The sequence below is a fragment of the Bradyrhizobium sp. USDA 4341 genome (assembly GCF_054063755.1).
The window spans coordinates 2780327-2803656 of sequence record NZ_JBSSGO010000002.1; the positions used below are offsets into that span (position 1 = coordinate 2780327).

At 60.2% G+C, this 23330-nt stretch carries 20 protein-coding genes; 7 read left to right on the forward strand and 13 right to left on the reverse strand.

Translation table 11 applies throughout. From position 1 onward, the window contains the following. Window positions 1-34: 34 nt before the first annotated feature. On the reverse strand, window positions 35-382 hold the full coding sequence (gene tnpB / locus ACVIGB_RS19190) for an IS66 family insertion sequence element accessory protein TnpB (protein ID WP_456721457.1): 348 nt from the start codon (window positions 380-382) through the stop codon (window positions 35-37). Then, window positions 379-741, reverse strand: a complete 363-nt coding sequence (gene tnpA / locus ACVIGB_RS19195; protein ID WP_456721456.1) for an IS66-like element accessory protein TnpA — start codon at window positions 739-741, stop codon at window positions 379-381. The genes tnpB and tnpA overlap by 4 nt, the downstream gene beginning before the upstream one ends. Window positions 742-930: 189 nt before the next feature. Here tnpA and ACVIGB_RS19200 point away from each other — a divergent pair, with 189 nt between their 5' ends. Then, window positions 931-1341 carry a hypothetical protein gene (locus tag ACVIGB_RS19200; protein WP_092117045.1) on the forward strand — a complete coding sequence of 137 codons (411 nt, stop codon included), beginning with the start codon at window positions 931-933 and terminating at the stop codon, window positions 1339-1341. A 912-nt stretch (window positions 1342-2253) separates the two neighbouring features. Here ACVIGB_RS19200 and ACVIGB_RS19205 read toward each other — a convergent pair. From ACVIGB_RS19205 to ACVIGB_RS19250, 10 genes are all read right to left on the reverse strand, one after another. Then, complete coding sequence (locus ACVIGB_RS19205) at window positions 2254-3447, reverse strand: adenylate/guanylate cyclase domain-containing protein (protein WP_456721455.1); 1194 nt, start codon at window positions 3445-3447, stop codon at window positions 2254-2256. 697 nt (window positions 3448-4144) lie between these two features. Beyond that, window positions 4145-4600 carry an SRPBCC family protein gene (locus ACVIGB_RS19210; protein ID WP_456721454.1) on the reverse strand — a complete coding sequence of 152 codons (456 nt, stop codon included), beginning with the start codon at window positions 4598-4600 and terminating at the stop codon, window positions 4145-4147. 145 nt (window positions 4601-4745) lie between these two features. Continuing rightward, window positions 4746-5567 carry an oxidoreductase gene (locus ACVIGB_RS19215; protein ID WP_456721453.1) on the reverse strand — a complete coding sequence of 274 codons (822 nt, stop codon included), beginning with the start codon at window positions 5565-5567 and terminating at the stop codon, window positions 4746-4748. Window positions 5568-5702: 135 nt separating this feature from the next. Continuing rightward, the gene (locus ACVIGB_RS19220; RefSeq protein ID WP_244549598.1) at window positions 5703-6647 is read right to left on the reverse strand and encodes a ketopantoate reductase family protein; all 945 of its coding nucleotides are present in this window, start codon (window positions 6645-6647) and stop codon (window positions 5703-5705) included. A gap of 109 nt (window positions 6648-6756) precedes the next feature. Continuing rightward, window positions 6757-7179 carry a VOC family protein gene (locus ACVIGB_RS19225; RefSeq protein ID WP_092117058.1) on the reverse strand — a complete coding sequence of 141 codons (423 nt, stop codon included), beginning with the start codon at window positions 7177-7179 and terminating at the stop codon, window positions 6757-6759. A gap of 263 nt (window positions 7180-7442) precedes the next feature. Then, the gene (locus tag ACVIGB_RS19230; protein WP_456721452.1) at window positions 7443-8237 is read right to left on the reverse strand and encodes an FAD binding domain-containing protein; all 795 of its coding nucleotides are present in this window, start codon (window positions 8235-8237) and stop codon (window positions 7443-7445) included. Between the two features lie 10 nt (window positions 8238-8247). Beyond that, entirely contained in the window at window positions 8248-10587 is a 2340-nt protein-coding gene (locus ACVIGB_RS19235) for a xanthine dehydrogenase family protein molybdopterin-binding subunit (protein ID WP_456721451.1), read from the reverse strand. A gap of 86 nt (window positions 10588-10673) precedes the next feature. Continuing rightward, a complete protein-coding gene (locus tag ACVIGB_RS19240) occupies window positions 10674-11159 on the reverse strand; it encodes a (2Fe-2S)-binding protein (protein WP_092117064.1) in 486 nt (161 codons plus the stop codon). A gap of 728 nt (window positions 11160-11887) precedes the next feature. Next, entirely contained in the window at window positions 11888-13108 is a 1221-nt protein-coding gene (locus ACVIGB_RS19245) for a c-type cytochrome (RefSeq protein ID WP_456721450.1), read from the reverse strand. A gap of 116 nt (window positions 13109-13224) precedes the next feature. Beyond that, complete coding sequence (locus ACVIGB_RS19250; protein WP_456721449.1) at window positions 13225-14934, reverse strand: PQQ-dependent dehydrogenase, methanol/ethanol family; 1710 nt, start codon at window positions 14932-14934, stop codon at window positions 13225-13227. A gap of 552 nt (window positions 14935-15486) precedes the next feature. On the opposite strand from ACVIGB_RS19250, the gene yghU reads away from it, so the two are divergent. Next, on the forward strand, window positions 15487-16362 hold the full coding sequence (gene yghU / locus ACVIGB_RS19255; protein WP_456721448.1) for a glutathione-dependent disulfide-bond oxidoreductase: 876 nt from the start codon (window positions 15487-15489) through the stop codon (window positions 16360-16362). A gap of 133 nt (window positions 16363-16495) precedes the next feature. On the opposite strand, the gene ACVIGB_RS19260 is transcribed toward yghU, so the two are convergent. Further along, entirely contained in the window at window positions 16496-18703 is a 2208-nt protein-coding gene (locus tag ACVIGB_RS19260; RefSeq protein WP_456721447.1) for a molybdopterin-containing oxidoreductase family protein, read from the reverse strand. A 263-nt stretch (window positions 18704-18966) separates the two neighbouring features. Here ACVIGB_RS19260 and moaA point away from each other — a divergent pair, with 263 nt between their 5' ends. The 5 genes from moaA to ACVIGB_RS19285 all read left to right on the forward strand — a co-directional run bounded on the left by moaA (window position 18967) and on the right by ACVIGB_RS19285 (window position 23322). After that, window positions 18967-19956, forward strand: a complete 990-nt coding sequence (gene moaA / locus ACVIGB_RS19265) for a GTP 3',8-cyclase MoaA (protein ID WP_456749189.1) — start codon at window positions 18967-18969, stop codon at window positions 19954-19956. Between the two features lie 132 nt (window positions 19957-20088). Continuing rightward, window positions 20089-20307: a 4Fe-4S binding protein gene (locus ACVIGB_RS19270; protein WP_244549599.1), complete on the forward strand. Its 219-nt coding sequence runs from the start codon at window positions 20089-20091 to the stop codon at window positions 20305-20307. A 19-nt stretch (window positions 20308-20326) separates the two neighbouring features. Then, a complete protein-coding gene (locus ACVIGB_RS19275) occupies window positions 20327-21706 on the forward strand; it encodes an FAD-dependent oxidoreductase (RefSeq protein WP_456721446.1) in 1380 nt (459 codons plus the stop codon). Between the two features lie 148 nt (window positions 21707-21854). Further along, window positions 21855-22247, forward strand: coding sequence for a GntR family transcriptional regulator (locus ACVIGB_RS19280; RefSeq protein WP_456749190.1), 393 nt, complete (start codon window positions 21855-21857; stop codon window positions 22245-22247). Further along, window positions 22138-23322, forward strand: coding sequence for an aminotransferase-like domain-containing protein (locus tag ACVIGB_RS19285; protein ID WP_456749191.1), 1185 nt, complete (start codon window positions 22138-22140; stop codon window positions 23320-23322). The genes ACVIGB_RS19280 and ACVIGB_RS19285 overlap by 110 nt, the downstream gene beginning before the upstream one ends. Window positions 23323-23330: the final 8 nt, after the last annotated feature.

Consider the following 23330-nt stretch of genomic DNA (forward strand, 5'->3'; position numbering starts at 1 on the left):
CCGCTGATCGCGCCACCGATTCAAATCCCAGCGATCAGCCCGCCGCCTGCGGTCGCCAGGTATGTTGCGGCAGCCGCCAGTCGATGCCCTCCAGCAAGTAGCCAAGCTGGGCTGGGGTGATTGTCACCACGCCATCAACCGATGACGGCCACAAAAAGCGGCCGCGCTCCAGCCGCTTGGCATAGAGCGACATGCCCAGTCCATCGTGCCAAAGGACCTTGATCAGCTTGCCGCTTTTGCCACGGAACACATAGAGGTCGCCGCCGTGCGGGTCGCGTCTAAAAGCTTCCTGCACCAGCAAAGCCAGCGAGTTCATGCCGCGACGCATATCGGTGTGGCCGGTCGCAATCCACACCCGCACGCCCGACGCAATGGGGATCACCGTAGGCGTCCATCTGCCAGCGCCGCGACGACGGCCTTCAGCGTCGCCGCGTCGACCATACTCGTGATCCGAGTCCCGGCAGCAAGCTCGATCTCGATCGACCCGCTGCTGCTGACCGGCGCGACTGGACAAGGCGTCGACCCTGATTCCGCGACCACCATCGCCGGTACGAAGCCAGGTTGATGGGCGGCATCCTTCGGCTCGGATTGAAACGACCGTCGCCATCGCAGCAGCAATGAGCGCGAAACACCATACCGCCGCGCTGTCGCCGCGACTTGGCGCGGCGCCTGTAAGCTCTCCAGGACGATCTTGAGCTTCTCATCCTCGGACCAGCGACGCCGCCGGCCCGTGTCCACCACCTCAAGCCGCTCGACTTGGGCACTGCGCCTATCACTGTCCATAAGGACAGTTCTCAACAACACGCCTCATTCGGCAAGGCGGCCTTCACCGGACGGATACCATTGAATGGCATGAGTCGACAACGGCTCATTGAGCCGCCTAAGGTGTGAGGGAGTAAGTTCGCGGAGGCCGGGTACGGGTGAGGGGCAGTGAACTTCCAGGTTACAGTTCTCAAGGTGCTGGTCAGCTATCCGGACGGGTTCGCTGCGATGGCTGACCTCAAGCGCGATATGGCGATCCTAACGACCAGCGGACGGGACTGGACCGAACGCACCAAGAGATTGGCAGCCCGCGTGCCCGGCTTGGATATATTCTCGCAAGGTCTCGTCGAGAGGCTGAACGGCGGCTGGCGCATTACCGAGAAGGGCCGCGCTGTTCTTGAGGTCATGGAGACGCGGCCGGCGCCCGCCGAGGCCATGGATTCCATCCAAGCAGTCGTGCAGCCGGCACCGGACGGGCCTCCATCACCGACGCCTTCGATGGCGCCAGCCCGACGCAAGCGGGAACGAAAGCGGCGCCGGCGAGACGCGGTACCGCGAAGACAAGCGAACGTACCGTAGGAGAAAATCGATAGGCCGCCTGCGAGGGGCTCTCCCCGCTCGTCTCTGAGGCCCAGACGCCCCTCTGACCGGCTTCGAGGCCTACGGTCGCCATGCGCTGCTCTATGGCCCTTCCGCGGCGGTCTGCTCGACACCCTGCCGATCCATGTGGCCGTCGCGGCCTGCGAGACCTTCGGCGCGGTCGCCAGGTTCGGGGTAACCGTGCGGCGTAGGCCGCGGGATCACCGCTTCAGCAGCTTGTGGTTATCCTTGTAGAGCTTGATAAGCTCGACAGGATTTCGATTCCGAAGTCGGTGAACGCCTTGACGCCGTCCTCTCCGACGCCATAGACCCAGATTGTGTCTCGCGAAGAGCTCAGCTGGGTTGCTTCGCCGGACTACGACTCTAGCGTGGCTTCTCCGTTGCGTCTCGCCGTCTACTCAAAGCCATGCCTTTACCGATCCACCGCTATTGAGATTCTCCAAGAGGCGGAGCGTCCTGGTCTATTGTCTACACGTGCCAGCTGTTCTGGCATCCGAGCAGCGGCTATCGCCGGAATCGCAATGACACCTTTAGCGGAGAGGTTTCTCACTCCGGACCTCCGCGTTCTGGCGCCAAAGAAGGACCTTCCTTCATTGCCTGACATCGAGCTCGTCCTCTATCGCGACAGCGCGACCGAAACGTCAGCGCGAGTTGGGCAACCTGCTGCTCGGTGAGGCCGCTTGGCATCGCACCCTGGCACTGAGACGAGCCTTATCGTCTTTTCGTCGCGTTTGGCCGCCACACGAGTGGAGCGAAGCCGCCAGGCTGCAGGCCGCTCAAATACCTGCGTCAAGAGCGCGGCGTCCAGCCTTGCACCGGACCTTCGTCCTTGGCCAGGCCGTCGTCTTTTGCATCACGGCAGCGAAGGGCCGAATTCAGGATCAGGCATTCTCAACCATGATAGGTGAATAGCTCGACGGGATCGCTGAAGCCGCGCACGGGATATTCACCGACAGGCTCGAGACCGGGTTCGTTCTCGAGGAGGTCGGCGAACGACCGGGAGAGCAGCACCGTCCTCCCCAATTGTTTGGTGAGTGCCTCGAGGCGCGCTGCCATGTTAACGGCTGGACCGATGACTGTGAAGTCGAGCCGGGTGCGCGAACCAATATTGCCGAACATGACGTCTCCGACGTGCACGCCGATGCCGTAGTTGAGCGACGTACGCCCGGTCTCCTTGTTCTTTTCGTTCAAGGCGGCCATCGCCTGACGAGCTTCGGATACCGCACGCAGCAGGTTTGTGCAGGCCTGGGGCGCGCTCAGCGGAAAGATGGCGAGCAGGCCGTCGCCCATGAATTTCAGGATCTCACCGCCATACCGCGCGATCGGCTCCGACATTGCATCGAAATAGTTGTTCAGGATATCAATGACGTCATCGCGCGGCCAGTTGTCGGAGATCCTCGTAAAGTCGCGCAGATCGCAGATCATGACGGCGGCGTGGACGGTTGTCCCGCTACCGCGCCTCGTGGCGCCTGCCAGAATAAGTTCACCGGCATGCGCCCCGACATATGTTTCAAGCAGCGTTCGCGCCAGCCGGTTCTTAATGCGGATTTCACTGACGAGCGCCAGGATTGGTAACAGTGCTGACAGGCTTGCGATATGAGCCTGATCGAAACCACAGGGTCGGTCGGTCGCAAAGGCCGCGACGTGTCGCTTCCCGAGCGTGTGATACATCGGCCAGGCCACGTAGTCAGTCAGGCCCTCCGACCGCCACTCGTGATAGACGCTGTGCTTGCGGCCCCGCGAAGGATCGTCCTCAAGGTTCTCGCGCACCTCCGCAGCACCGTTATGAATCTCCTGCACCGGGCTGCCGACATATTCGGGCCGCTCCCTGACATCGTAGTCGACCCGGGTAATTGTTGCCTCGCGCATCCCGTCGGCCCAAAAAATCCGGGCGCCGCGCCATTGCGGGTGCTGCATCAGGACGTGGAGTGCCGCGCGCTTGACAGGAATTCCCGCGCGACGTAGCCGAACGCACAGCTCAGCAAAGATATTATCGATGAAGCGCTGATCGCGCGTTTCGCTCGTCAGCCAATGGACCACGTTACTATACGCGGCGCCAGGATCTCCGTTCGGCGGCGCGCTCATATCTCACTCCTCGGCAAGATCAGGGTCGACAATGCGGGATATCCATCATACCCCGGCATCAGCCAACCGCAATCTCCTTGCGCATCGGACGGCCGCTCCCTCACTGGCGGAGAGGACGCAGCAGGGGTATCGCGACCTCGCCGTGATCGACAAGCGATGCTGGAGGACCGCTAGGCCGAATCCATAAATCAGCTGGGGCGAGCGACTTGCCGGAATCCGCTATGCACCGATAGCGACCAACGTTTGCAGCGCAGCTAAATGACGCGATGGGCCAACATCTTGCATTGTCCCGCCCAGTCGTCCGCGAATCCGGGCTGCACCCGAGACGTGATTCAAGCTCCAAAACCGGAACCTCAAATCATGCATATGAACTCGGCGATTGCGAACGGACCGCCATCAGACCGTTGCTCGTGGCCGCTGCTGAATCGGCTGGCCTTGACGCCGGGGCCGCGCGCGATGTGCTCACCTCAGGGCGCTACGCCGACGACGGCGCGACACTGAAGAGAAATGGCGGCGAGCAGGGATAAGCAGCGTTCCCGCTAGTGGGCAACGATCGTTACCTGATCACAGGGGCCTAGCCGCCGGAGACGTTCGAGCAGGGCATCCGAAAGGCTGTGTCCGAAGTCGCCTAACCGGCGCGGCCCTTACGATCGCCGCCGGCCCACCAGGAACGACGGAGCGTGGCTAGGCTAACGAGTTAGCTGGTTGGACCTTTGACTACATCTGCAAAGCGCGAAAAGAACTCGTCGGCGATCTTCTTCGCCGCCCCGCTGATCAAGCGCTGACCCAACTGCGCCAGCTTCCCACCAATCTGCGCCTCTACACCGTAGGATAGCAACGTACCTTCCTCGTTTGCCACTAACGCGACCGAGGCCACGCCCTTTGCGAATCCTGCGATCCCACCCTCTCCTTCGCCCGAAATCCGGTAGCTGCTCGGGGGAACGAGATCGCTCAGAGTGACTCGCCCCTTGAATCTAGCTGAGACCGGGCCGACCTTCATCTTTGCAACCGCGCTAAACTGATTGTCCGCCGACCTCACGAGCTCTTCGCAGCCCGGAATGCACGCCTTCAGAACATCCGGGTCATTCAGTTTCTCCCACACAGCTTCCCGGGTCGCGGCAAGTTGGACCTCTCCGGCCATCGTCATCGCCATAAGACGTAACCTCCAATGAAGCCGCCGTCGGGCACTTCTGGCGACTTGCGAGCCAGCCGTGATGCAGACCCAACAGCGTGTTCTCTCTGCATGTGATCCCTCTTCAGACAGCCAGCGTTAGTCTGACGACTCCATGTCCCGACGCCTACGCGTACTCGGTCGATCTCGTGACCGATTCCCATGTGTCGATCTCCTTCCTGAGCGAATTCAACTTGTCTCGGGCCATTTTCAGTGCGTCGCTGCCGAGCAGCAGATGCAATGGCGGATCGTCGGCCTCCACCACTTTCAAAATCGCACGAGCAGCTTTGACGGGATCACCTGCCTGCTGCCCACTCTTATCGGCTCGAGCCCTTCGGATGGGGTCAAAGAGCAGATCGTAATCCACAATACTCCGCGGCGAACGGACCATCGATCGCCCCGCCCAGTCGGTCCGGAAAGAGCCTGGAGCAACTGCCGTCACTCTGATGCCGAAACCGCGCACTTCATTCGCCAACACTTCAGATATGCCTTCAAGGGCGAACTTGCTGCCCGAGTAATAGGGAATGCCTGGTAGTCCCACATATCCCGCCATTGAGGTAATGTTGATGATATGCCCACGGCGCCTCTCGCGCATGAATGGTAGCACCGCCTTGATCATCGCGACGGCCCCGAAAACGTTGACGTCGAACTGACGCCTCATCTCTTCGAGCGTACTTTCCTCAAGGGTCCCCTCGTGGCCGTATCCCGCACTGTTGACGAGGACGTCTATCGGACCAATATCTCTTTCGGCCTGCGCAACCTCGCGACCGATGGCCGCAAAATTCGTGACATCCAATATGATGGCTCGCGCACGTCCGGGCAGCGCGCCGAACTCCTCTCGCGCGGTTTCGCTTCGCACCGTGCCTATCACGGAAAATCCGGACGAGAGCGCTTCCATCGCCAGAGCTCGTCCGAGACCCGACCCTGCACCCGTGATCAGAAAATTCATGTTCCACTCATCGCCCTGTCTCTCCTCGAATTCTTAGCCGTGCTCGATGAGCTCGTGACCCTCTGCTTGGCGCGCACCAGCTGCGGTATTCGCGGTGCGGTTCACGCACTGATATTGTCGCGTGGTCGCGTGCGATTAGGGCAGACGGCCTGCCGCGCGCCTCTGCTCGAGTGCCTTGATGTTCGTATAGGCAAGCATCAATGTGCGATGCGCTATTTTGGCATCGATAGCCCTGTTGAGCATGAAGCCCAGAATGTGATCGACCTCGGTCGGACCTCCGCGTTCGACGTCGCGCAGCATCGACGTCGCGTATTGCGACTCTCGCTGGGAGAATGTCTCTTCCCACAATTTCATAAAGCTATCGCTAGGCGCGTGACCGTTGGCGGCTGCGACGGCGGCACCGCACCGAAGCTGGTCAAGGAAAAGCTCCCGACCATAGGGAGTGCGGACAATCTCGCCGACATTCGCGCGCATCAGGCAGGTCATCGCGGCAGCCGTCGAGAGGTGGACGATTTTCTCCCACATCCGCTGGACTATGTCGGTTACCGCAAAAGCTTCGACGCCCTTTGCAGCAGCGAACAGGGCCGCCAGCGTTGTCACGCGTTCGGTCATCTCGCCAGATTGCTCGCCAAAAGTGAGCGTCCGCCAATCGTTGAATTGGCGGATTGCGCCGCTCGGCGTGAGTGTCGCCTGAATCTTTGCTGTGCCGCCGAGCACGCGGTGCTGGCCGAATCTTTGGTTCAGAACGTCGATATGAGCAATACCGTTCAGGAATGGCAAAACGTAACCGCTCGGTGCCACGGCCGGCGCGATTGTCGCTACGGCGGCGTCCAGGTCGTATGCCTTGCACGTCAGAATGACTCCGTCGTAGATCGGTGCCACTTCGGACGCGACCACGGTCTTCACCACTAACTGGGCATCTCCGTACGGGCTCTCGAGCCGCAGCCCTTGCTCGGAGAGGATTTGACGACGTCCTTCCCGGACAAGGAACGTGACGTCGGCACCGCCCTCGGCGAGGCGGCCGCCAAAATAGCCGCCAATTCCACCGGCACCCAGAACCAGAATCTTGGGACTACTCACGAAGGTCTTCCTTTTGACACGCCGGGTCTCGGCGCGAGGGAACGGAGCGGGCATCACTGGAGGGGCGCCTGACCGACCGCCGCAACGGCCCCCACCAACCGGAGCTTGGCTAACCAGTGGCGGGAGACACGCAGGCAAACTCAATCCGGATGCCGCTAGGCTCTCGAATCATAAAGTGGAATTTCGGACCCTTGCCCGACCTTTCCGGCGCGAACTCAATCACGGTGCCAGGCCATGCCGCGACGCGCGCGTGCAATGCGTCAAGTGCGTTGTGGTCCACAACCTTCAATGCAAGGTGATGCAGGCCGAGATTACGGCGGCGTTCGAACGGCACGCAGCTTTCCGGGTCTTCAACTTGCCAGAGCGTTACAATTGCGTTTCCGTCCGATACGAAGGCCGCGGGATAGCTTGGATTCTCACCGACAACCCGCCAGCCAAGACAGTCGCAAAAGAATTTCCGTGTCAGCGCAAGGTCCCTGACGGTAAGGCCGACGTGATCGACACCGATCGTCAGCGGCACATTCTCTTGCATCGCAGCTCTCCAGACGCCTACACCAACCGGCAGCGTGAGTAGCCACCCACGCGCAGATCCAACTCCACGCTAATGCGAGTCGTCATTGACTTGAAGAGCCGTTACTGGAAAGACACTGTTGCTTCTGACGGAACATTGGCGTGTCGGTTGATCCCAAGCCGAGCGACGGCGCGCGTCAAGCAATACTGCACATTGTTTCGGAGCCACTCCTATCGCGCGCGAGGCCAGCATGTTGGTGCAGCCTGCGGCGGGCAAAGGAGCACTCAAGCTGCCACGGCCCGTTGCGCCATCACCTTGATCAAATGCGCGCGGTAATCCGACGAACCGTGAATATCGCTCAACAAGCCATCGGCCGCAATTTTGATGGTGTCCAGTGCGGCTGGCGACCAATTGGCCAGCAACGCCGCCTCGATCGCGGGTACACGCATGACGCCGCTTTGCGAGGCCCCGGTCACCGCAACGCGCACGTGACCCGCCAGGGTCTTGGCAACGAATACCCCCGTCAAAGCAAAACGCGACGCGGGATGCCGGAACTTGGCGTAGCCCGCCTTCACGGGAATGGGGAACGAGACCGCGGTGATCAACTCGCCATCTTCCAGCACCGTCGAGAACAGTCCTTTAAAGAAGTCTTCCGCCGCGATCGAGCGCTTGTTGGTCTTGACCGTCGCGCCGAGCGCCAGCACCGCCGCCGGATAATCCGCCGCCGGGTCGTTGTTGGCGAGCGAGCCGCCGATCGTGCCGCGATGACGCACGGCGGGATCGCCGATCATCGACGCCAGATTGGCGAGCGCCGGGATCGCCTTCTGCACGGCGTCGCTTTGCGCCACGTCGTAATGCGTGGTCGCGGCCTTGATGGTGACGGTGTCGCCGGACACGTCGATGCCGATCATGTCCTTGATCTTGGCGACGTCGATCACGTCGGACGGGGCCGCAAGGCGCTGCTTCATCACGGGGAGCAGGGTCTGTCCGCCGGACAGGAACTTGGCCTCCGTGCCCTTGGCGAACTGCGCCACGGCATCGTCGATCGAGGATACGCGGTGATAAGTGGTCTCGTACATCGTATCCTCCTCAACCGTGAATGGCGTGCCAGACGCGATCGGGCGTCGCCGGCATTTCCAGCTTGTTGTTGCCGATGGCGTCCGTGATCGCGTTGATCACGGCAGCAGAGGCGCCGATCGCGCCGGCTTCGCCGCAGCCCTTGACGCCGAGCGGGTTGCCCGGACACAGCGTCGTGGTGTGGGAGAGCTTGAACGACGGCAAATCGTCGGCGCGCGGCATGCCGTAATCCATGAACGACGCTGTTACCGGTTGACCGTTGCTGTCATACACGGCTGCTTCCAGGAGCGCTTGGCCGATACCTTGGGCCAACCCGCCATGGACCTGCCCTTCGACGATCATCGGGTTGATCAGCCGGCCGAAGTCATCGGCGGCGACGAAGTTAACGAAGGAGCTTTTGCCGGTTTCGGGATCGACCTCGATCTCGCAGATGTAAGCCCCGGCCGGAAAGGTGAAGTTGGTCGGGTCGTAGAACGCGGTCTCCTTGAGACCCGGCTCCATGCCGTCAGGCAGATTGTGCGCCGTGTAGGCCGCGAGTGCGACCATCGGCAGTGCAATCGACTTGTCGGTGCCGGTGACCTTGAACTCGCCGTTCTCGATCACGATGTCGCCCTCGGACGCCTCGAGCGCGTGGGCCGCGATCTTCTTGGCCTTGGCCTCGATCTTCTCCATCGCCTTGATGATGGCTGTGCCGCCAACCGCGAGCGAGCGTGAACCGTAAGTGCCCATGCCGAACTGCACCTTATCGGTGTCGCCATGGACGATCTGCACTTGGCTGATCGGGACGCCCAAACGTTCCGAGATCAGCTGCGCGAACGTCGTCTCGTGGCCCTGGCCATGGCTGTGCGAGCCGGTCAGGATTTCGATGGTGCCGACCGGGTTGACGCGAACCTCCGCCGACTCCCACAGGCCGACGCCGGCGCCGAGACTGCCGACCGCTTTCGACGGCGCGATACCGCAGGCTTCGATGTAGCAGGAGACGCCGATGCCGCGCAGCTTGCCACTGGCTTTCGCCTTGGCCTTGCGGGCCGGGAAGCCGGCATAGTCGATCGCCTTCATCGCGGCATCGATGGAGGCGTTAAAGTCGCCGATGTCATACGCCATGATCACCGGCGTCTGATAGGGGAATTGGGTGATGAAGTTTCTCTTGCGCAGCTCGGTCGGATCGACCTTCAACTGCCGCGCCGCGGTCTCCAGCATGCGTTCGATCAGATAGCTCGCCTCGGGGCGGCCTGCGCCGCGATAGGCGTCGACCGGTGTAGTATTGGTGTAGACGCCGATCACCTCCGCATAGATCGCCGGGATCACATACTGGCCCGACAGCAGCGTCGCGTAGAGATAGGTTGGGACCGCCGAGGAGAACAGCGACATATAGGCGCCGAAATTGGCGTGGGTCTTCACCCTGAGGCCCAGGATCTTGTTGTCCTTGTCGAACGCCATCTCGGCCTTCGAGATGTGGTCACGGCCATGGTGGTCGGTGAGGAACGCTTCGGTCCGGTCGCCGGTCCACTTGATCGGGCGTTCGACCTTTTTGGAAGCCCAAAGGCAGACCATCTCCTCGGGATAGATATAGATCTTGGAGCCGAAGCCGCCGCCGACGTCGGGGGCGATGACGCGCAACTTGTGCTCGGGCGCGATGTTGTAGAACGCCGACAGCACCAAACGGGCAACATGCGGGTTCTGCGACGTCGTGTAGAGGGTAAAATGCTCCTCGGCGCCGTTATAGTCGGCGATCGCCGCGCGCGGCTCCATCGCGTTCGGCACCAGGCGATTGTTCGTAAGATTGAGCGTCACCACTTGCGCAGCTCTGCTGAAGGCATCCTTCACCGCCGCCTCGTCGCCGATATGCCAGTCATAGACAACATTGCCCGGAGCTTCCGGATGCAACTGCGGCGCATCTGGCTTGATGGCGGCTGTGATATCCGGCACAGCAGGGAGCTCTTCATAGTCGACGACGACGGCCTCGGCCGCGTCCTTGGCTTGGTTCTTGGTCTCCGCGATTACGACCGCGACGGCTTGGCCGACAAAGCGCACCGTTTCCGGCGCCATTGCCGGCCACGCGCCCATCTTCATTGGCGAACCGTCCTTCGACGTGATTGCCCAGCCGCAGATCAGATTGCCGACCTTGTCATCGACGATCTGCTGCCCGGTCAGAACGGCGACCACGCCGGGCATCGTCATCGCGGCGGAGGAATCGATGCCCTTGACCTTGGCATGTGCATGCGGGCTGCGAATGAAATGCGCGTGTGTCAGGCCAACTAACTTAATATCGTCGACGTAGCGGCCTTTTCCCGTAATGAACCGTCGATCTTCCTTGCGCACGACGCTTGCGCCGATGCCTTCAACGCCCATGCCGTTTCCTCCCAACCCGCGTGATTGATTCTGCCGACTTGTCCGAAATCGACGACCAAAAGAAAAAGTCGCTTAGCTCCGGGCCTCTATCGGACCGGTTGCGATCCCTTCATGCGGCCGGCCGCATCCAGCACCGCCTTGACGATGTTGTGGTAGCCGGTGCAGCGGCAGATATTGCCTTCGAGCTCGCGCCGGACGGTTTCCTCATCGAGCTTGCCACTGTGGCGGTTCACAATGTCGATCGACGACATGATCATGCCTGGAGTGCAGTAACCGCACTGCAGGCCGTGATTGTCGCGGAATGCCGCCTGCATCGGGTGCAGCTCGTCGCCCTTGGCGATGCCTTCGATGGTGGTGACGTCGCAGCCCGCGGCTTGTCCGGCCAGCATGGTGCAGGATTTGACCGCGCGTCCGTCGACATGGACGACGCAGGCGCCGCACTGACTGGTATCGCAGCCAATGTGAGTGCCGGTCAGGTTGAGGTTTTCGCGCAGGAGGTGGACAAGGAGGACTCTATCCTCAACATCTACAGACACAGCCCTACCGTTGATCGTTAAATCGACTGTCGACACTACTAGACCTCCCGCCCTTTTTCGTCTCCCGCACCTCTCGCGAAGTCGCACACGGAGGTGCGCACATCGGTCTGCGGCATCGATCGATAGTATCGCTGCGTCCCTATCGTGACAGCGAGATGTGAGACAAGCCCAGCCGCCTCGCACAAGCCGCCTCGATCCGCGTTCCGGCGCTGCGTTGGCCCGGCTCCACCCGATGTCCAATCCACACCGCAACAGCCGCGAGCACTATGTTGGCCGAACGCATAGAGCGGCGATAGCGCCGGTCGATATGAAATCAATGGTACCAGACCGCTGCGCATCCACGATTCAACCCTCCAATCACGTTCGGCGAATTCTCTTACCGTTAGACTGGAGGCCCGGCTTGAGATACATCGCGAGGCGTGTCGGCTGGCCAGGCTCAACAGCCGCACTTGAGCGCCGGAATTCCACCCTGCGCCGCACAGACAGGCCCGCGTTCTTACTTTATTCCATGCCTCGTTGATCATTTGGTTTGGCAAATTTCATCGTAAGAACAATGCCCTAGAATCGAAACTCTCAACGTCTTAGGCATTTCGCGACGGCATCAATCAAGAAGAGTGCTGGGAGCCATCGCTCGGGCTGATGGCTTCGATAAGAACCTCGGTCAACCTTCGTGAGCAACGGCAGGCACGCGTGCCTTAGGCGCCTCCCGGTGTGCCGCATCGCGAGCTGCGGCGCTGCCTGCCCGCAGAGCGGGAAACGCCGCTTCAGTTGGCGGTACCGGCCGAGGTCTGTAACGTGAGCAGAAAGGCATATATGTCGTTGAGAGCGTCGTCGGTGAGAACTTCTTTCCAGGCCGGCATGCCCTTCGAGAGGCGCCCTTCATGGACGGTTGTCCAGAACGTCGCTCGAGCGTTTTCGCCGTAGCGAAGCTGCAATCGCCGGAGGTCGATCCGGCGCTCGCTTTGGACCGCGTCGATGCCATGGCAATGGCCGCACGTTGCATTGAAGACTTCCTTGCCCGCGTCGACGTTGGCGGAGCTTGCTGCGTCTGGCGCGCGTTCTGTCGATGCGATTGCAACAATGGCGGAAGGAGAAGGCGCAGTAGGAAGATCGGCTGTCGCGGCTTTTTGTGGCGTGAGCGGATTTGGCGCAGTTGCGAATGCGTGGACCGCTATCGGCGGGTCATTTGGCAGGCCGTATTTTGTGGCAAGATCAACAATTGTCTGTTCAAGGCCCGGCAGAACCGCATCGACTTGATCGCGGAGTTCTTTCGAGGTCTTCGAAAACCCGATGGCAGCGTCCCATGACAAGCCCTCGCCTTCGACGGTCTGGATCTTGTAGCGGCTTTCATATTGAGTCTTGTTGAGCCAGCCGGCGGCTGGTCCCCAGACGAAGGCCACGTCCGCCGTGCCGAGATACAGCGCCTTCATGCCTTCCTCCGGGCTCAGCACGCTGACTTTTTCGATATCGTCCCGAAGAGCGAGAAGGTTTTGTGGCGCCGTTTGGTACTGCACGGCCACCCGGCTTCCCCTGAGATCCTCGACGCTGTTGATAGCTTTCTCCTTTGCGGCGACGAGGGCGTAGGTTTGCGTGGAGATCTTTCGGGAGAATATCACCGCGGGTCCCATGAAGTCATCGGACAGCGGCAAGCCGATCATGGCGTCGCATTGCCCGCCCAACAAGGTGACGCGCACGGTGCGCTTGCCAAAATAGGTCTTGTACCAATTGTACGCAATGGGCCGGCCCAGCGCCTTTCCGATCGCCTGACCGACCTCGAGGTAGAAGCCCGGCTTGGAGGCATCATCGCTGGAGTACGGCAAATTCGCCGGATCCGCGCACAAGCGAAGGGGTTTGACGTCGCTTGTATCGGCAGCGGAGGTCGGCTCGACCCAGGCGAGAATGGCTACCATGGCAAGGAAACCTGAGAGCCGGCGCACGCCGTGATTAGTGCACAAGCCCCTATATTCGCCAGAGATTACCAGCATTCACAACCCCTGTTTGGCGGATGATGAATAGACCAGAAGCTTACTTAGGTGATCGAGAGCCCTACGTCCGTCCCAACCAGAGTCACTGGCGCGACGGACGTTGCTCGGTTGGTGGGCTACTCAACGGAAAATACGAACAGTGAGCCGCCTTCAGGTGCAGCCGCCGTCATCTTCTTCCCGATGTCTCCCAGGAATGCTGGAATGGAAGCCGTACGGCCAACCACGACTGCGATATACTGCTTGCCGCCGACGGCGTAGGTGACGGGACCGGCGCCAATGCCGGAGCCGAGATTCTTCTTCCAAAGGATCTTGCCGTTGGCGGCATTGATTGCGTGGAAGTCACCATGCATGTTACCGTAGAACACGAGGTTTCCGCCCGTGGACAGCGTGCCGCCATTGAATGGAAGGTCTTCCTTGAGGGACCATACCTTCTGGTTTTTGACCGGGTCCCATGCCACCAGCTCACCAAGGAAACCGCCCGGGCCTTCCCTCGAGGGGAATTCGGCCCCGAGATAGAATGTGCCGCGCTTGTACGAGACATCGCTGATTGAGAAGTCCATGCAGAAGTTGTTGGACGGGATGTAGACAAGCCCAGTCTGCGGGCTGAACGACATCGGCTGCCAGTTCTTGCCGCCTATCACGTTCGGACAGATGTCCTTGACGGGGTGGGCCGGTCCGGGGCGCTTGTCGGGATTCTCGACTGCGCGTAAAGTTGCGATGTCCCATTTTTCGGCCCAATTGACGAAGACGTATTTCTCGGCCGATAGCAGCTTACCGGTTTCGCGATTGGCGACGAAGAAGAAGCCGTTACGGTCGGCTTTCATCAACGCAGGTACGGTGTTGTCGCCGATCTTGAGGTCGGCCAGGATATTCTCATTCACGCCATCGTAATCCCACGCGTCGGCCGGGGTCCCCTGAATGTGCCATTTGATCGCGCCGGTATTCGGATCGAGGGCAAGCGTGGACGCTGTGTACAGGTTCGTCAGCTTTCCGAAATTGCCGTCGCCGGTGGAGCGAACGGCAGTATTCCACGGGCCCGGGTTGCTGGTGCCCCAATAAACCGTATCGGTCTTGGGATCGTACGAGCCGACCAGCCAGGCGGCGCCGCCGCCCCTTAATCCGGTGTCACCCTTCCAGGTATCACTGCCAGGCTCGCCGGGCGCCGGTACCGTAAAGGTCTTCCAGACCTGCTTTCCGGTGTTCAGGTCAAATGCCTGAAGCGAACCACGAACGCCATATTCGCCACCACCAAATCCGGTGATCACCTTGTCGCGTACGACCAACGGCGGAGAAGTGATAACGGAGCCCTGCTTGTAGTCGACAACGTCAGCGGTCCAGAGCGCTTTACCAGTTGCAGCGTCGAGCGCGGTCAACTTGCCGTCGATCCGGCCCACGAAAATCTTTCCGTCTGCGAAGGTGACGCCACGGTTGTTTACGTCACAGCACGCGTACTGCAATACATCGTCCGGGATCTCCGGCTCATAGGTCCACTTGCGGGCGCCGGTCGCGGCATCAAGTGCGTAGACATATTTTGGACCCCATGAGGTCGTCACATAGAGAGTGCTTCCGATCACGATCGGCGACGACTCGTTTGATCGCAGAGAACCGAGCGAAAACGAGTAGACCAGGGATAACTTGCTAGCGTTCTCGGAATTGATCTGCTTTAGCGGACTGAACCGTGTATTCCCGTAATCATGGCCCGCGACCGCCCACTGATCGGGATTGGTTATGGCCTTAACGACCGAATCGTGCGCGCTGGCGGCGAAATCTGCGGAAAATGTACCGATGGCGATTGAGATGACCGCGACGAATTGCCTGCTCCTCATCGTTTTCTCCTGAGCGTTATTATCACCACATCAGCGGAGCACCGAGGCGTTCGCAGCGCAGCCGCAGATTCAGCGTGCCAGCGTATCGACGATTGTCGCAGGTTCGAAGAGCCGTTGTTCGGAAGACATTGTTACGTCAAGCGAAACAAGGCAGGGACCGGCCGACCAACGGCATTCTGCTTGCGAGTGGACATCCCTGCACATCAGCGAGCGGGCGTTAATCGATCTCTCCGCGCGACAGTCGATGGTTAAAGACACTCGACGCTGATCCCTCACTCAATCGCACAGCGTGACACTGTCTCCCGAACAATGGGTGTTCACGCTCGTGCCAAGGAGCCTTAAGCTCGTTGAACTCGTGCGACTTCGCCTCGTGTTGGCAATTAGGAGAAGATTGCGGGGGGACTGGCTAATCACCAGAGCGCCGTCTGACGAGATCACACGACGGAAGGCAGGTCCAGCGGCACATCGCATAATTCCTCGACTTACGAATGCGGTGCACGCGATCGCACCTTGGACCCGTATACCGCCACCAACTACCTGGAGTTCTTAAGAATGACCACCTCGTTCGATTATGTGCCGCCGAAAGTCTGGAGTTGGGACAAGCCGAACGGTGGGCGTTTCGCGAACGTCAACCGCCCGATCGCCGGCCCTACGCACGACAAGGAGCTCCCAGTCGGTCGCCATCCCCTCCAACTCTATTCTCAGGGAACGCCAAACGGTGTGAAGGTGGCAGTGATGCTCGAGGAGCTGTTGGCGCTCGGCTACAGGGACGCAGAGTACGACGCGTGGCTGATCAGAATCGACCGAGGCGATCAGTTTGGGAGCGGCTTCGTTGAGCTGAGTCCCAACTCCAAGATCCCGGCCCTGGTGGACCAAAGCGGACCGATGCCGATCCGAATCTTCGAGTCCGGCGCGATCTTGATATACTTAGCCGAGAAGTTCGACGCCTTCCTGCCGACCGAACCGGTTGCGCGTGCCGAATGCCTGTCATGGCTGTTCTGGCAGGCAGGAAGCGCGCCATATTTGGGCGGAGGCTTCGGCCATTTTTACGCCTACGCGCCGACCAAGATCGAGTATGCCATAGATCGGTTCGCCATGGAGGCGAAGCGCCAGCTCGACGTGCTCGACCGGCGCCTCGAAACGAACAATTTTATCGCCGGCAGCGACTACACGATCGCGGATATCGCCGCTTGGCCCTGGTACGGCGGTCTGGCGAGGGGCTGGCTCTACGGAGCGGCTGAGTTCCTTCAGGTGCAAGGGTACAAGAACGTTGCGCGCTGGGTCGACGCGATCGCCGAGCGGCCGGCCGTCCGACGCGGGCGAATGGTCAATCGCGTCACTGGCGAAGCTTCAAGTCAGCTGCATGAGCGTCATGACGCCAGTGATTTTGAGACGAGAACGCAAGACAAACTGGCGACCGGCGGGTAACTGCTCGCGCACCGGATTTGTGCCGAGAATGACGGCTTCAACAGCCTCTGGCCATAGCGACATATTGGCCCTTCAAACGCTTGCGGACCCGCGACGGTCGAGCTGCGGGCCCGCAAGCGCATCTTGACAATGCCTAGGCTGTCACCAGCGCGACCGGCGCAGGCTCGTGCATGCTCCGTGCGGCATTCTTGCTCACAATTCGCTCCACCTGAACGAGATTGTCCGAGAATGTAGGACAGTTGCCCATCCCACCGAACCGAGCTGCGGACACGCTGTTGACGGTACCCTCCTCGTTATGGGTCCGCCAATAGCCGACAGTCGCAACGACCAGCCCGGCCTGAACGTCATCGGTGATATGGGCGACGCCGTGAAAGCCGCCCGTCCTGTTGTACACTTTTACCTTGTCGCCATGCTCGATCATGCGCTCAGCGGCGTCCTGCGGACTGAGGAGAACGAACTGATCTCCCTGCAGTCTCCGCTTCTTGGGCTCGTTGGCGTAGTTCGTATTGAGAAATGCGTGGCTTTTCGGTGCGATGATGTTCAGAGGATAAAGCTTGGCGAGCTCAGGCTCGTCAGCCGCACTCTCATAGGGCCTGGTATAGCCGGGAAGCGGTTCGATCGGCTCGCCGCTCTGCATTTCGTTGTAAAGCTGGCGAAACGGCGGTGCCACGAAATTTGTGGCGCCGGTCAGCAGGATCTCACACTTGCCCGACGGCGTCTTGAAATTTCCCTCGGCGTGAGGCGTTCGCGTATCGGCCGAGCCCAAGTTCAACTTGGCAAAGCCTTGCCGCCGCAGAAGATCCATATCGACGCCTGCCACCTGCGGCGCGGTCCAGTCGATCGTGCTTTCGGCCAACTCGAGGTCCGATTTCAGGAACTCAGGGTCGGTCAATCCCATCGTCTTCGCAAGCCTGCGGAAGATTTCCGCATTCGAGCAAGCCTCACCGGGCGGCTCGATGGCCTTCTGATTGAGCGTGAGATAGTAATGTCCCCAGGAGAACATCATGTCATCGTGTTCGGCGGCCATCGTCGCCGGCAAGATGATATCTGCGTAAGCCGCGGTGTCGCTTATGAAATGATCCGCGACAACAGTGAAGAGATCGTCGCGCTGAAGCCCCCGGACGATCTTGTCGACGTCCATCGCCTGAGTCACGGGATTTGTATTGTAGACCATGATCGAGTTGATCGGCGGATCGAGCTTGGTCTCGCCAAGCAGTGCTTCGCCCAATTTGAGCAGATTCACCACGCGCGTGCCGGGCTTGATCCAGTCGGGGCGGCAGATCGCTCCGAAGTTCACGGGAAATTCCCACAGCGGTGCCTGATAGATGCCGCCGGCGACGTCCTTCCAGGCGCCGGTCAAGGCAGGAATCGCGATGACGGCGCGGATGGCCTGGGTGCCGCCCGCGGTACGCTCGAGCGCCACACCAATGCGGATTGAGGCGTTGCGCGACTTCGCGTATTCGCGCGTCAGTTTTCGTATGTCATCGGCGCGGATACCGGTGATCTTCTCGGCCCACTCCGGCGTGCAGGTTGCCGCATGTTCCTTGAGCTCCGGATAGCCGAGAACATATTTGTCGACATAATCGTGATCGACCATGTCTTCGGTGATCAAGGTTTGGATCATCGCCATGGCGAGAGCACCGTCGGTGCCGGGCTTCGGTGCGATATGCCAATCGGCCTGCTTGGCTGTGCGCGACCGGTACGGATCGATCACGACGACTTTGGCGCCCTTTTGACGCGCCTCGGTGACGAAGGGCCAATGATGCAGGTTGGTGCTGAGGGAATTGCAGCCCCAGATAATGATATATTTTGAGTGGGCGAAGCTCTCCGGATCCACTGCGTTCGTGGGTCCGACCGTGAGGAGCCAGGCGGTGGAAGAGCCCGATGCGCAATAGGTCTTCTCGCACACAGTGGCGCCCAGTCTGTTGAAGAAGGCATCGCCGACCGTAAGACCCTGCACCAAGCCTTCGTTGCCGAGATAGCTGACTGGCATGATGGCTTCTGCGCCATTGCTCGAAATGATCTTCGTCCAGCGATCTTTGATTTCCGCCAGTGCCTGATCCCAGCTGATCCGCACGAAGGCGCGGCTGCCCTTGGGTCCGTTGCGCTTCAACGGATACAGGACGCGATCCGCATTGTAATGCCGATCCGCGTAGTCGTTGAGCTTGACGCACAATCCGCCGCGCGTAATCGGGTGTTTGGGATTTCCGCGGACATTGACCAGTTTGTTGCCTTCCACGGTGTAAAGCATTGCACAGGTGTCAGGACAATCGTGGGGGCAACCGCCAAAGAATTCCTTGCTATTCGCCTTCGTTGTTTGGGTGCTGGCAGACATCGGCATATTCCTTCTACCGTCCGGCTAAGGGAAATCTGCGCTTGGGACTTACGGTCGCCAAGAGCGGCCTTTCCCAGTTAAATCCAACGACTCAATCGAATTGAGTACCGGTTGCCTCGAATCTCTTGGTGCCGGCTTGCCCTTACCGTCCGTCCGGACTCAGACCTTTCATTTATACCGGTACTTCACCAGTGCGGGCCTGGGGGCCGATCATTGGCGAATCCTTGTTGTGCGCATTGCGTGTCGACATGAAATCGCGGCGGTATCATATGAGATCGCAAGCCCCACTCCTGGTTGACACATTCGGGCGCCGCATCGAATATTTGCGGCTTTCGGTCACCGACCGATGCGACTTGCGCTGCACTTACTGCATTCCGAGCGGATTCCGCGGATTTCAGGAACCAGCCTCCTGGTTACGGTTCGATGAGATCGAGCGGCTGATCTCGATTATGGCTCCGCGTGGACTGAAGCGTATCCGCCTCACGGGTGGAGAGCCACTCGTGAGGCGGGACTTGCCAAATCTAGCGGCAAGACTTGCGGCAATACCGGGCATCGACGACCTCTCTTTGAGCACCAATGCGACCCGCTTGCAGGCCCTCGCCACCCCTCTGCGAGAGGCCGGGGTGCAGCGCATCAACGTCAGCTTGGATTCTCTTCGCGCCGAGCGCGTCGCCGCAATCTGCGGCCGCGATGTCCTCGCAAAGATTTTGGCCGGCCTTAAGGCCGCCAAACAGGCCGGCTTCACGCCGATCAAGATCAATATGGTCGCGATGCGGGACGTGAATGACGATGAAATCGATGAGATGGTCGATTTCTGCATCGAGCAGGGTTTTGTTCTTCGTCTGATCGAAGCGATGCCGATGGGTACGACTGGCCGGAATACCCAATACCTCGACCTCCAGCCTGTCCGGCGACGCTTGCAGCAGGAGCGCGGTCTCGTCGCAGCCGACGTGCCCGGCGGCGGACCGGCCCGATACATGAAAACGCCAGATGCACGATTGAGCATCGGCTTCATCACCCCGCTGTCCCAACATTTCTGCGCCACGTGCAATCGTGTGCGGCTGGCCGCCGACGGGACAATGTATCTCTGTCTCGGTCAGCGTGAGCAGCTGGCATTCGGGCCACTGTTGCGCCGCGGTGCCAGCGACGACGAGATCGTGGACGCACTTCGCTCGGCCATGAGCCTAAAGCCGGAGCGCCACGAGTTCAATGAGAAGCCTGGGAAGATTTCACGAATCATGGCCGCGACGGGCGGCTGACGTACCGCGAAAACGACGCTCGAATGAGGAACGACCATGCCCCATGTGGTTACTGGGAACTGCAGTGATTGTAGATTCACCGATTGCGTTCTGGTCTGTCCAGTAGCGTGCTTCCACGGGGACGATCAGCGCATGTATATCGATCCCATCGCATGCGTCGATTGTGCGGCCTGCGTTCCGGCCTGTCCGGTTCATGCGATCAGCGAAAGCGCGGATCTTTCGCAGGACCAGCAGATGTGGATTCAGATCAACGCTGATAAATCCGGCAGCACACCTGTGATCCGGAGCAAGCAAACGCCTTTAGCAGGCGCCGAGGAGCGGCGCGCCGCCCTCGGCTACGGTCCCAGCTAGGTACATTGGACCAGTCGGCGTGAACGCAATTGGAACAGCAGACAACCCCTTGCGGGTGGCTATCATTGGCAGCGGACCAAGCGGGTTCTACGCGGCCGAGGCGCTGCTGCAGTCCGAACTCGCAACCGAGGTCGATGTTCTCGAACGGCTTCCGGTCCCTTACGGTTTGGTTCGTTATGGTGTCGCACCTGATCATCCGCGCTTGAAGGACGTCGCCAACACCTACGCCGAGATCGCTCGGGATCCCCGCTTCTCGTTCATCGGCAACGTCACCTATGGCAAGGATTTCACCCTGGGGCAGCTGGCCGATTGCTACCACGCCGTGATCCTTGCGACGGGAGCGGCGACCGACCGGAAGCTTGGTATTCCCGGCGAGGATATTCAGGGAAGTCATGCCGCGACGGCCTTTGTCGGATGGTACAACGGACATCCCGATTACCGCGACCTTGTGTTCGATTTGTCGGGCGACTCCGCCATTATCATTGGTCAAGGTAACGTCGCGATCGACGTGTGCCGCATCTTGGCCAAATCGCCGGATGAACTGCGAAAGACAGATATCGCCGCACATGCGCTGGATGCCTTGGCTGAAAGCCGCATTCGTGAAATCTATCTGATTGGCCGCAGAGGACCGGTGCAGTCGCGCTTCACCACCAAAGAGTTGCGCGAACTCGGTCAACTGTCTGAATGCGATCCGTTTGTAGACCCCAATGACCTGCTCTTGAGCGACGCCTGCAAATCGGAATTGGCCGATGTCCGTGAGCCCACCCGCGCACGGAATTTCGATGTATTCCGGAGCTTCGCCGCGCGCCAGCGGGAGAAGCGGAAATGCTGCCGCATCCACTTCTTCCTGAGCCCAAGAGAAGCACGGGGCGAGCATAAACTCGAAGAGCTTGTTCTCGAGCAAACCCGGCTCGTTGGCGCCGCCGGCCGCCAGGAGGCGGTTGGGACCGGGCAGACGCTGTCCATCAAAGCCGGGCTCCTGATCCGCAGTGTTGGTTACAGCGGTCGTGCCTTGGAAGGAATTCCCTTCGATGATGCACGCGGCACGATTCCTAACAAGGATGGCCGCGCAGAAATGGCATCAGCTGGCGAATGCCCTGTCTATGTCGCCGGGTGGATCAAACGCGGACCAACCGGCATCATCGGAACCAACCGGGCCGACAGCATGGCCACGGTTGCGACCCTTCTTGCCGATTTGCCGACCTTCATGCCTCAGCCGAAGCCGGGCCGCGATGCCTTCGCGTTGCTCTTGGCGCAGCGGGCGATGCGGCCGGTATCGTTTCAGGAGTGGGAAATGATCGATCAGGCGGAGAAGGCTCGCGGCGCGCCCTTGGGCAAGCCGCGGGAGAAATTCACGAGAATTCCCGAAATGCTTGCAGCAAGCGCCGGCCGGCCGTAGGCTTCCACGGTAACGATCAAGGGCCGCTTCCCGGGAGTGCCGCAGCCCCCAGGCTGCCCACGAGCCTTGATCCAACGAGCAGGCGACAGACGCGGTTGCGGACCGGCATGTTGGCTGAGTACCGACTGTCGAACGACTGGAGCAGCCGATGCCGTTAGCTCTTGAAATTGACCTATCCGCTGCGTCATTGCAGAATCAGGTTTTCAAGCAAATTCACGGCTTGATTGTGTCCGGTCGCCTGAAACCTGGTGCACGCCTTCCGGGCACCCGTGCCCTCAGCGAGCAACTCGGGGTGTCGCGCAATACAATCATACTCGCCTATGAAACGTTGACGTCCGAAGGCTATCTGGAGTCCCGGGAGGGCGCTGGAACCTACGTGTCGACGACGCTTCCCGACAGCTCCCTATCGGTCGCCGGCGGTTCGAACCAGAATGCCGCCTACCATAAGCCGGTTCATCTGTTCGTTTCCGGTTGCCGACGATGCAAAGCGATCCGGAGCTCCCAGCGAAATCGTTTGCGACTTTGTGCTCGAGAGCACTGATCCGGCCTGCTTTCCGCGCAGCGTATGGCGCCGGCTGACCAATTGGCGCATGCAATCGTCAAAATTCAACTTGACGTATTCCGGTACGCCCAAGGGACTTCGGGATTTGCGTGAAACGCTTGCCGCGTATCTTGGCGCTTCGCGCGGCATTTCATGCAGCCCGGACCAAATCGTCATCGTGACCGGCGTTCAGCAGGCGTTGAATGTCGCCGCCCACTTGTTCGTGCGCGCGGGTACGACAGTCGCCATGGAGGCGCCAGGCTGCCGGACAACAGCGGACCTTTTCCGGGCCTATGGCGCACATATTGCACCGGTTCCCGTCGATCAAAGCGGGATTGTTGTAAGACACTTGCCGCAGTCCCGGAACGGCGTCGCCTTTGTCACTTCAGCGCGTCAGTATCCGATGGGCGTCATGCTGTCGGCTTCCCGACGCGACATTCTCCTGAACTGGGCCGATCAAACGGATTCTCACATTGTCGAAGTCGATTTCGACACCGAGATCAGATATCAGGGCTCACCGCCGTCGCCTCTGAAGAGTCTCGATAGCTACGGGCGGGTTGTCTATGTTGGCTCGTTTGCGGCTTCCATCGGTCCAGGGCTGAGAGTGGGCTACATGGTTCTACCTCCGCACCTGGTTAATCCTGCCGTCCACGCGACATCGCTGCTCGATCACGGCTTTCCGTGCACGGGTGTTCCCTGGCTCGAGCAGGCGGTGCTGAACGATTTTATCGAAACCGGCGCCTTCGAAAAGCATCTGAGAAAAATCCGCAAAACCTATATGGCGCGGCGCGACTGCTTAATCTTGGCGCTTCAAAAGCATATCGGATCCGTCCAAATAAACCCGGTCCATTGCGGCACGCACCTGGTATGGGAGTTGCCGCCGGATTTTCCGAGTGCCGTCAGATTGCAGTCGCTCATGCTGAAGCAGCAGATCGGCGTCTACACGCTGCGCGACCAAAATATCGGCGACGCAGATTACCTCGAGAATTGCGACAGATATCTTCTGTTGGGGTTTGCGGCACTGCCGGAATCGGCAATCGAAGAAGGAGTATCAAGGCTCGCCAAGGCGCTTTGACGCTCTCT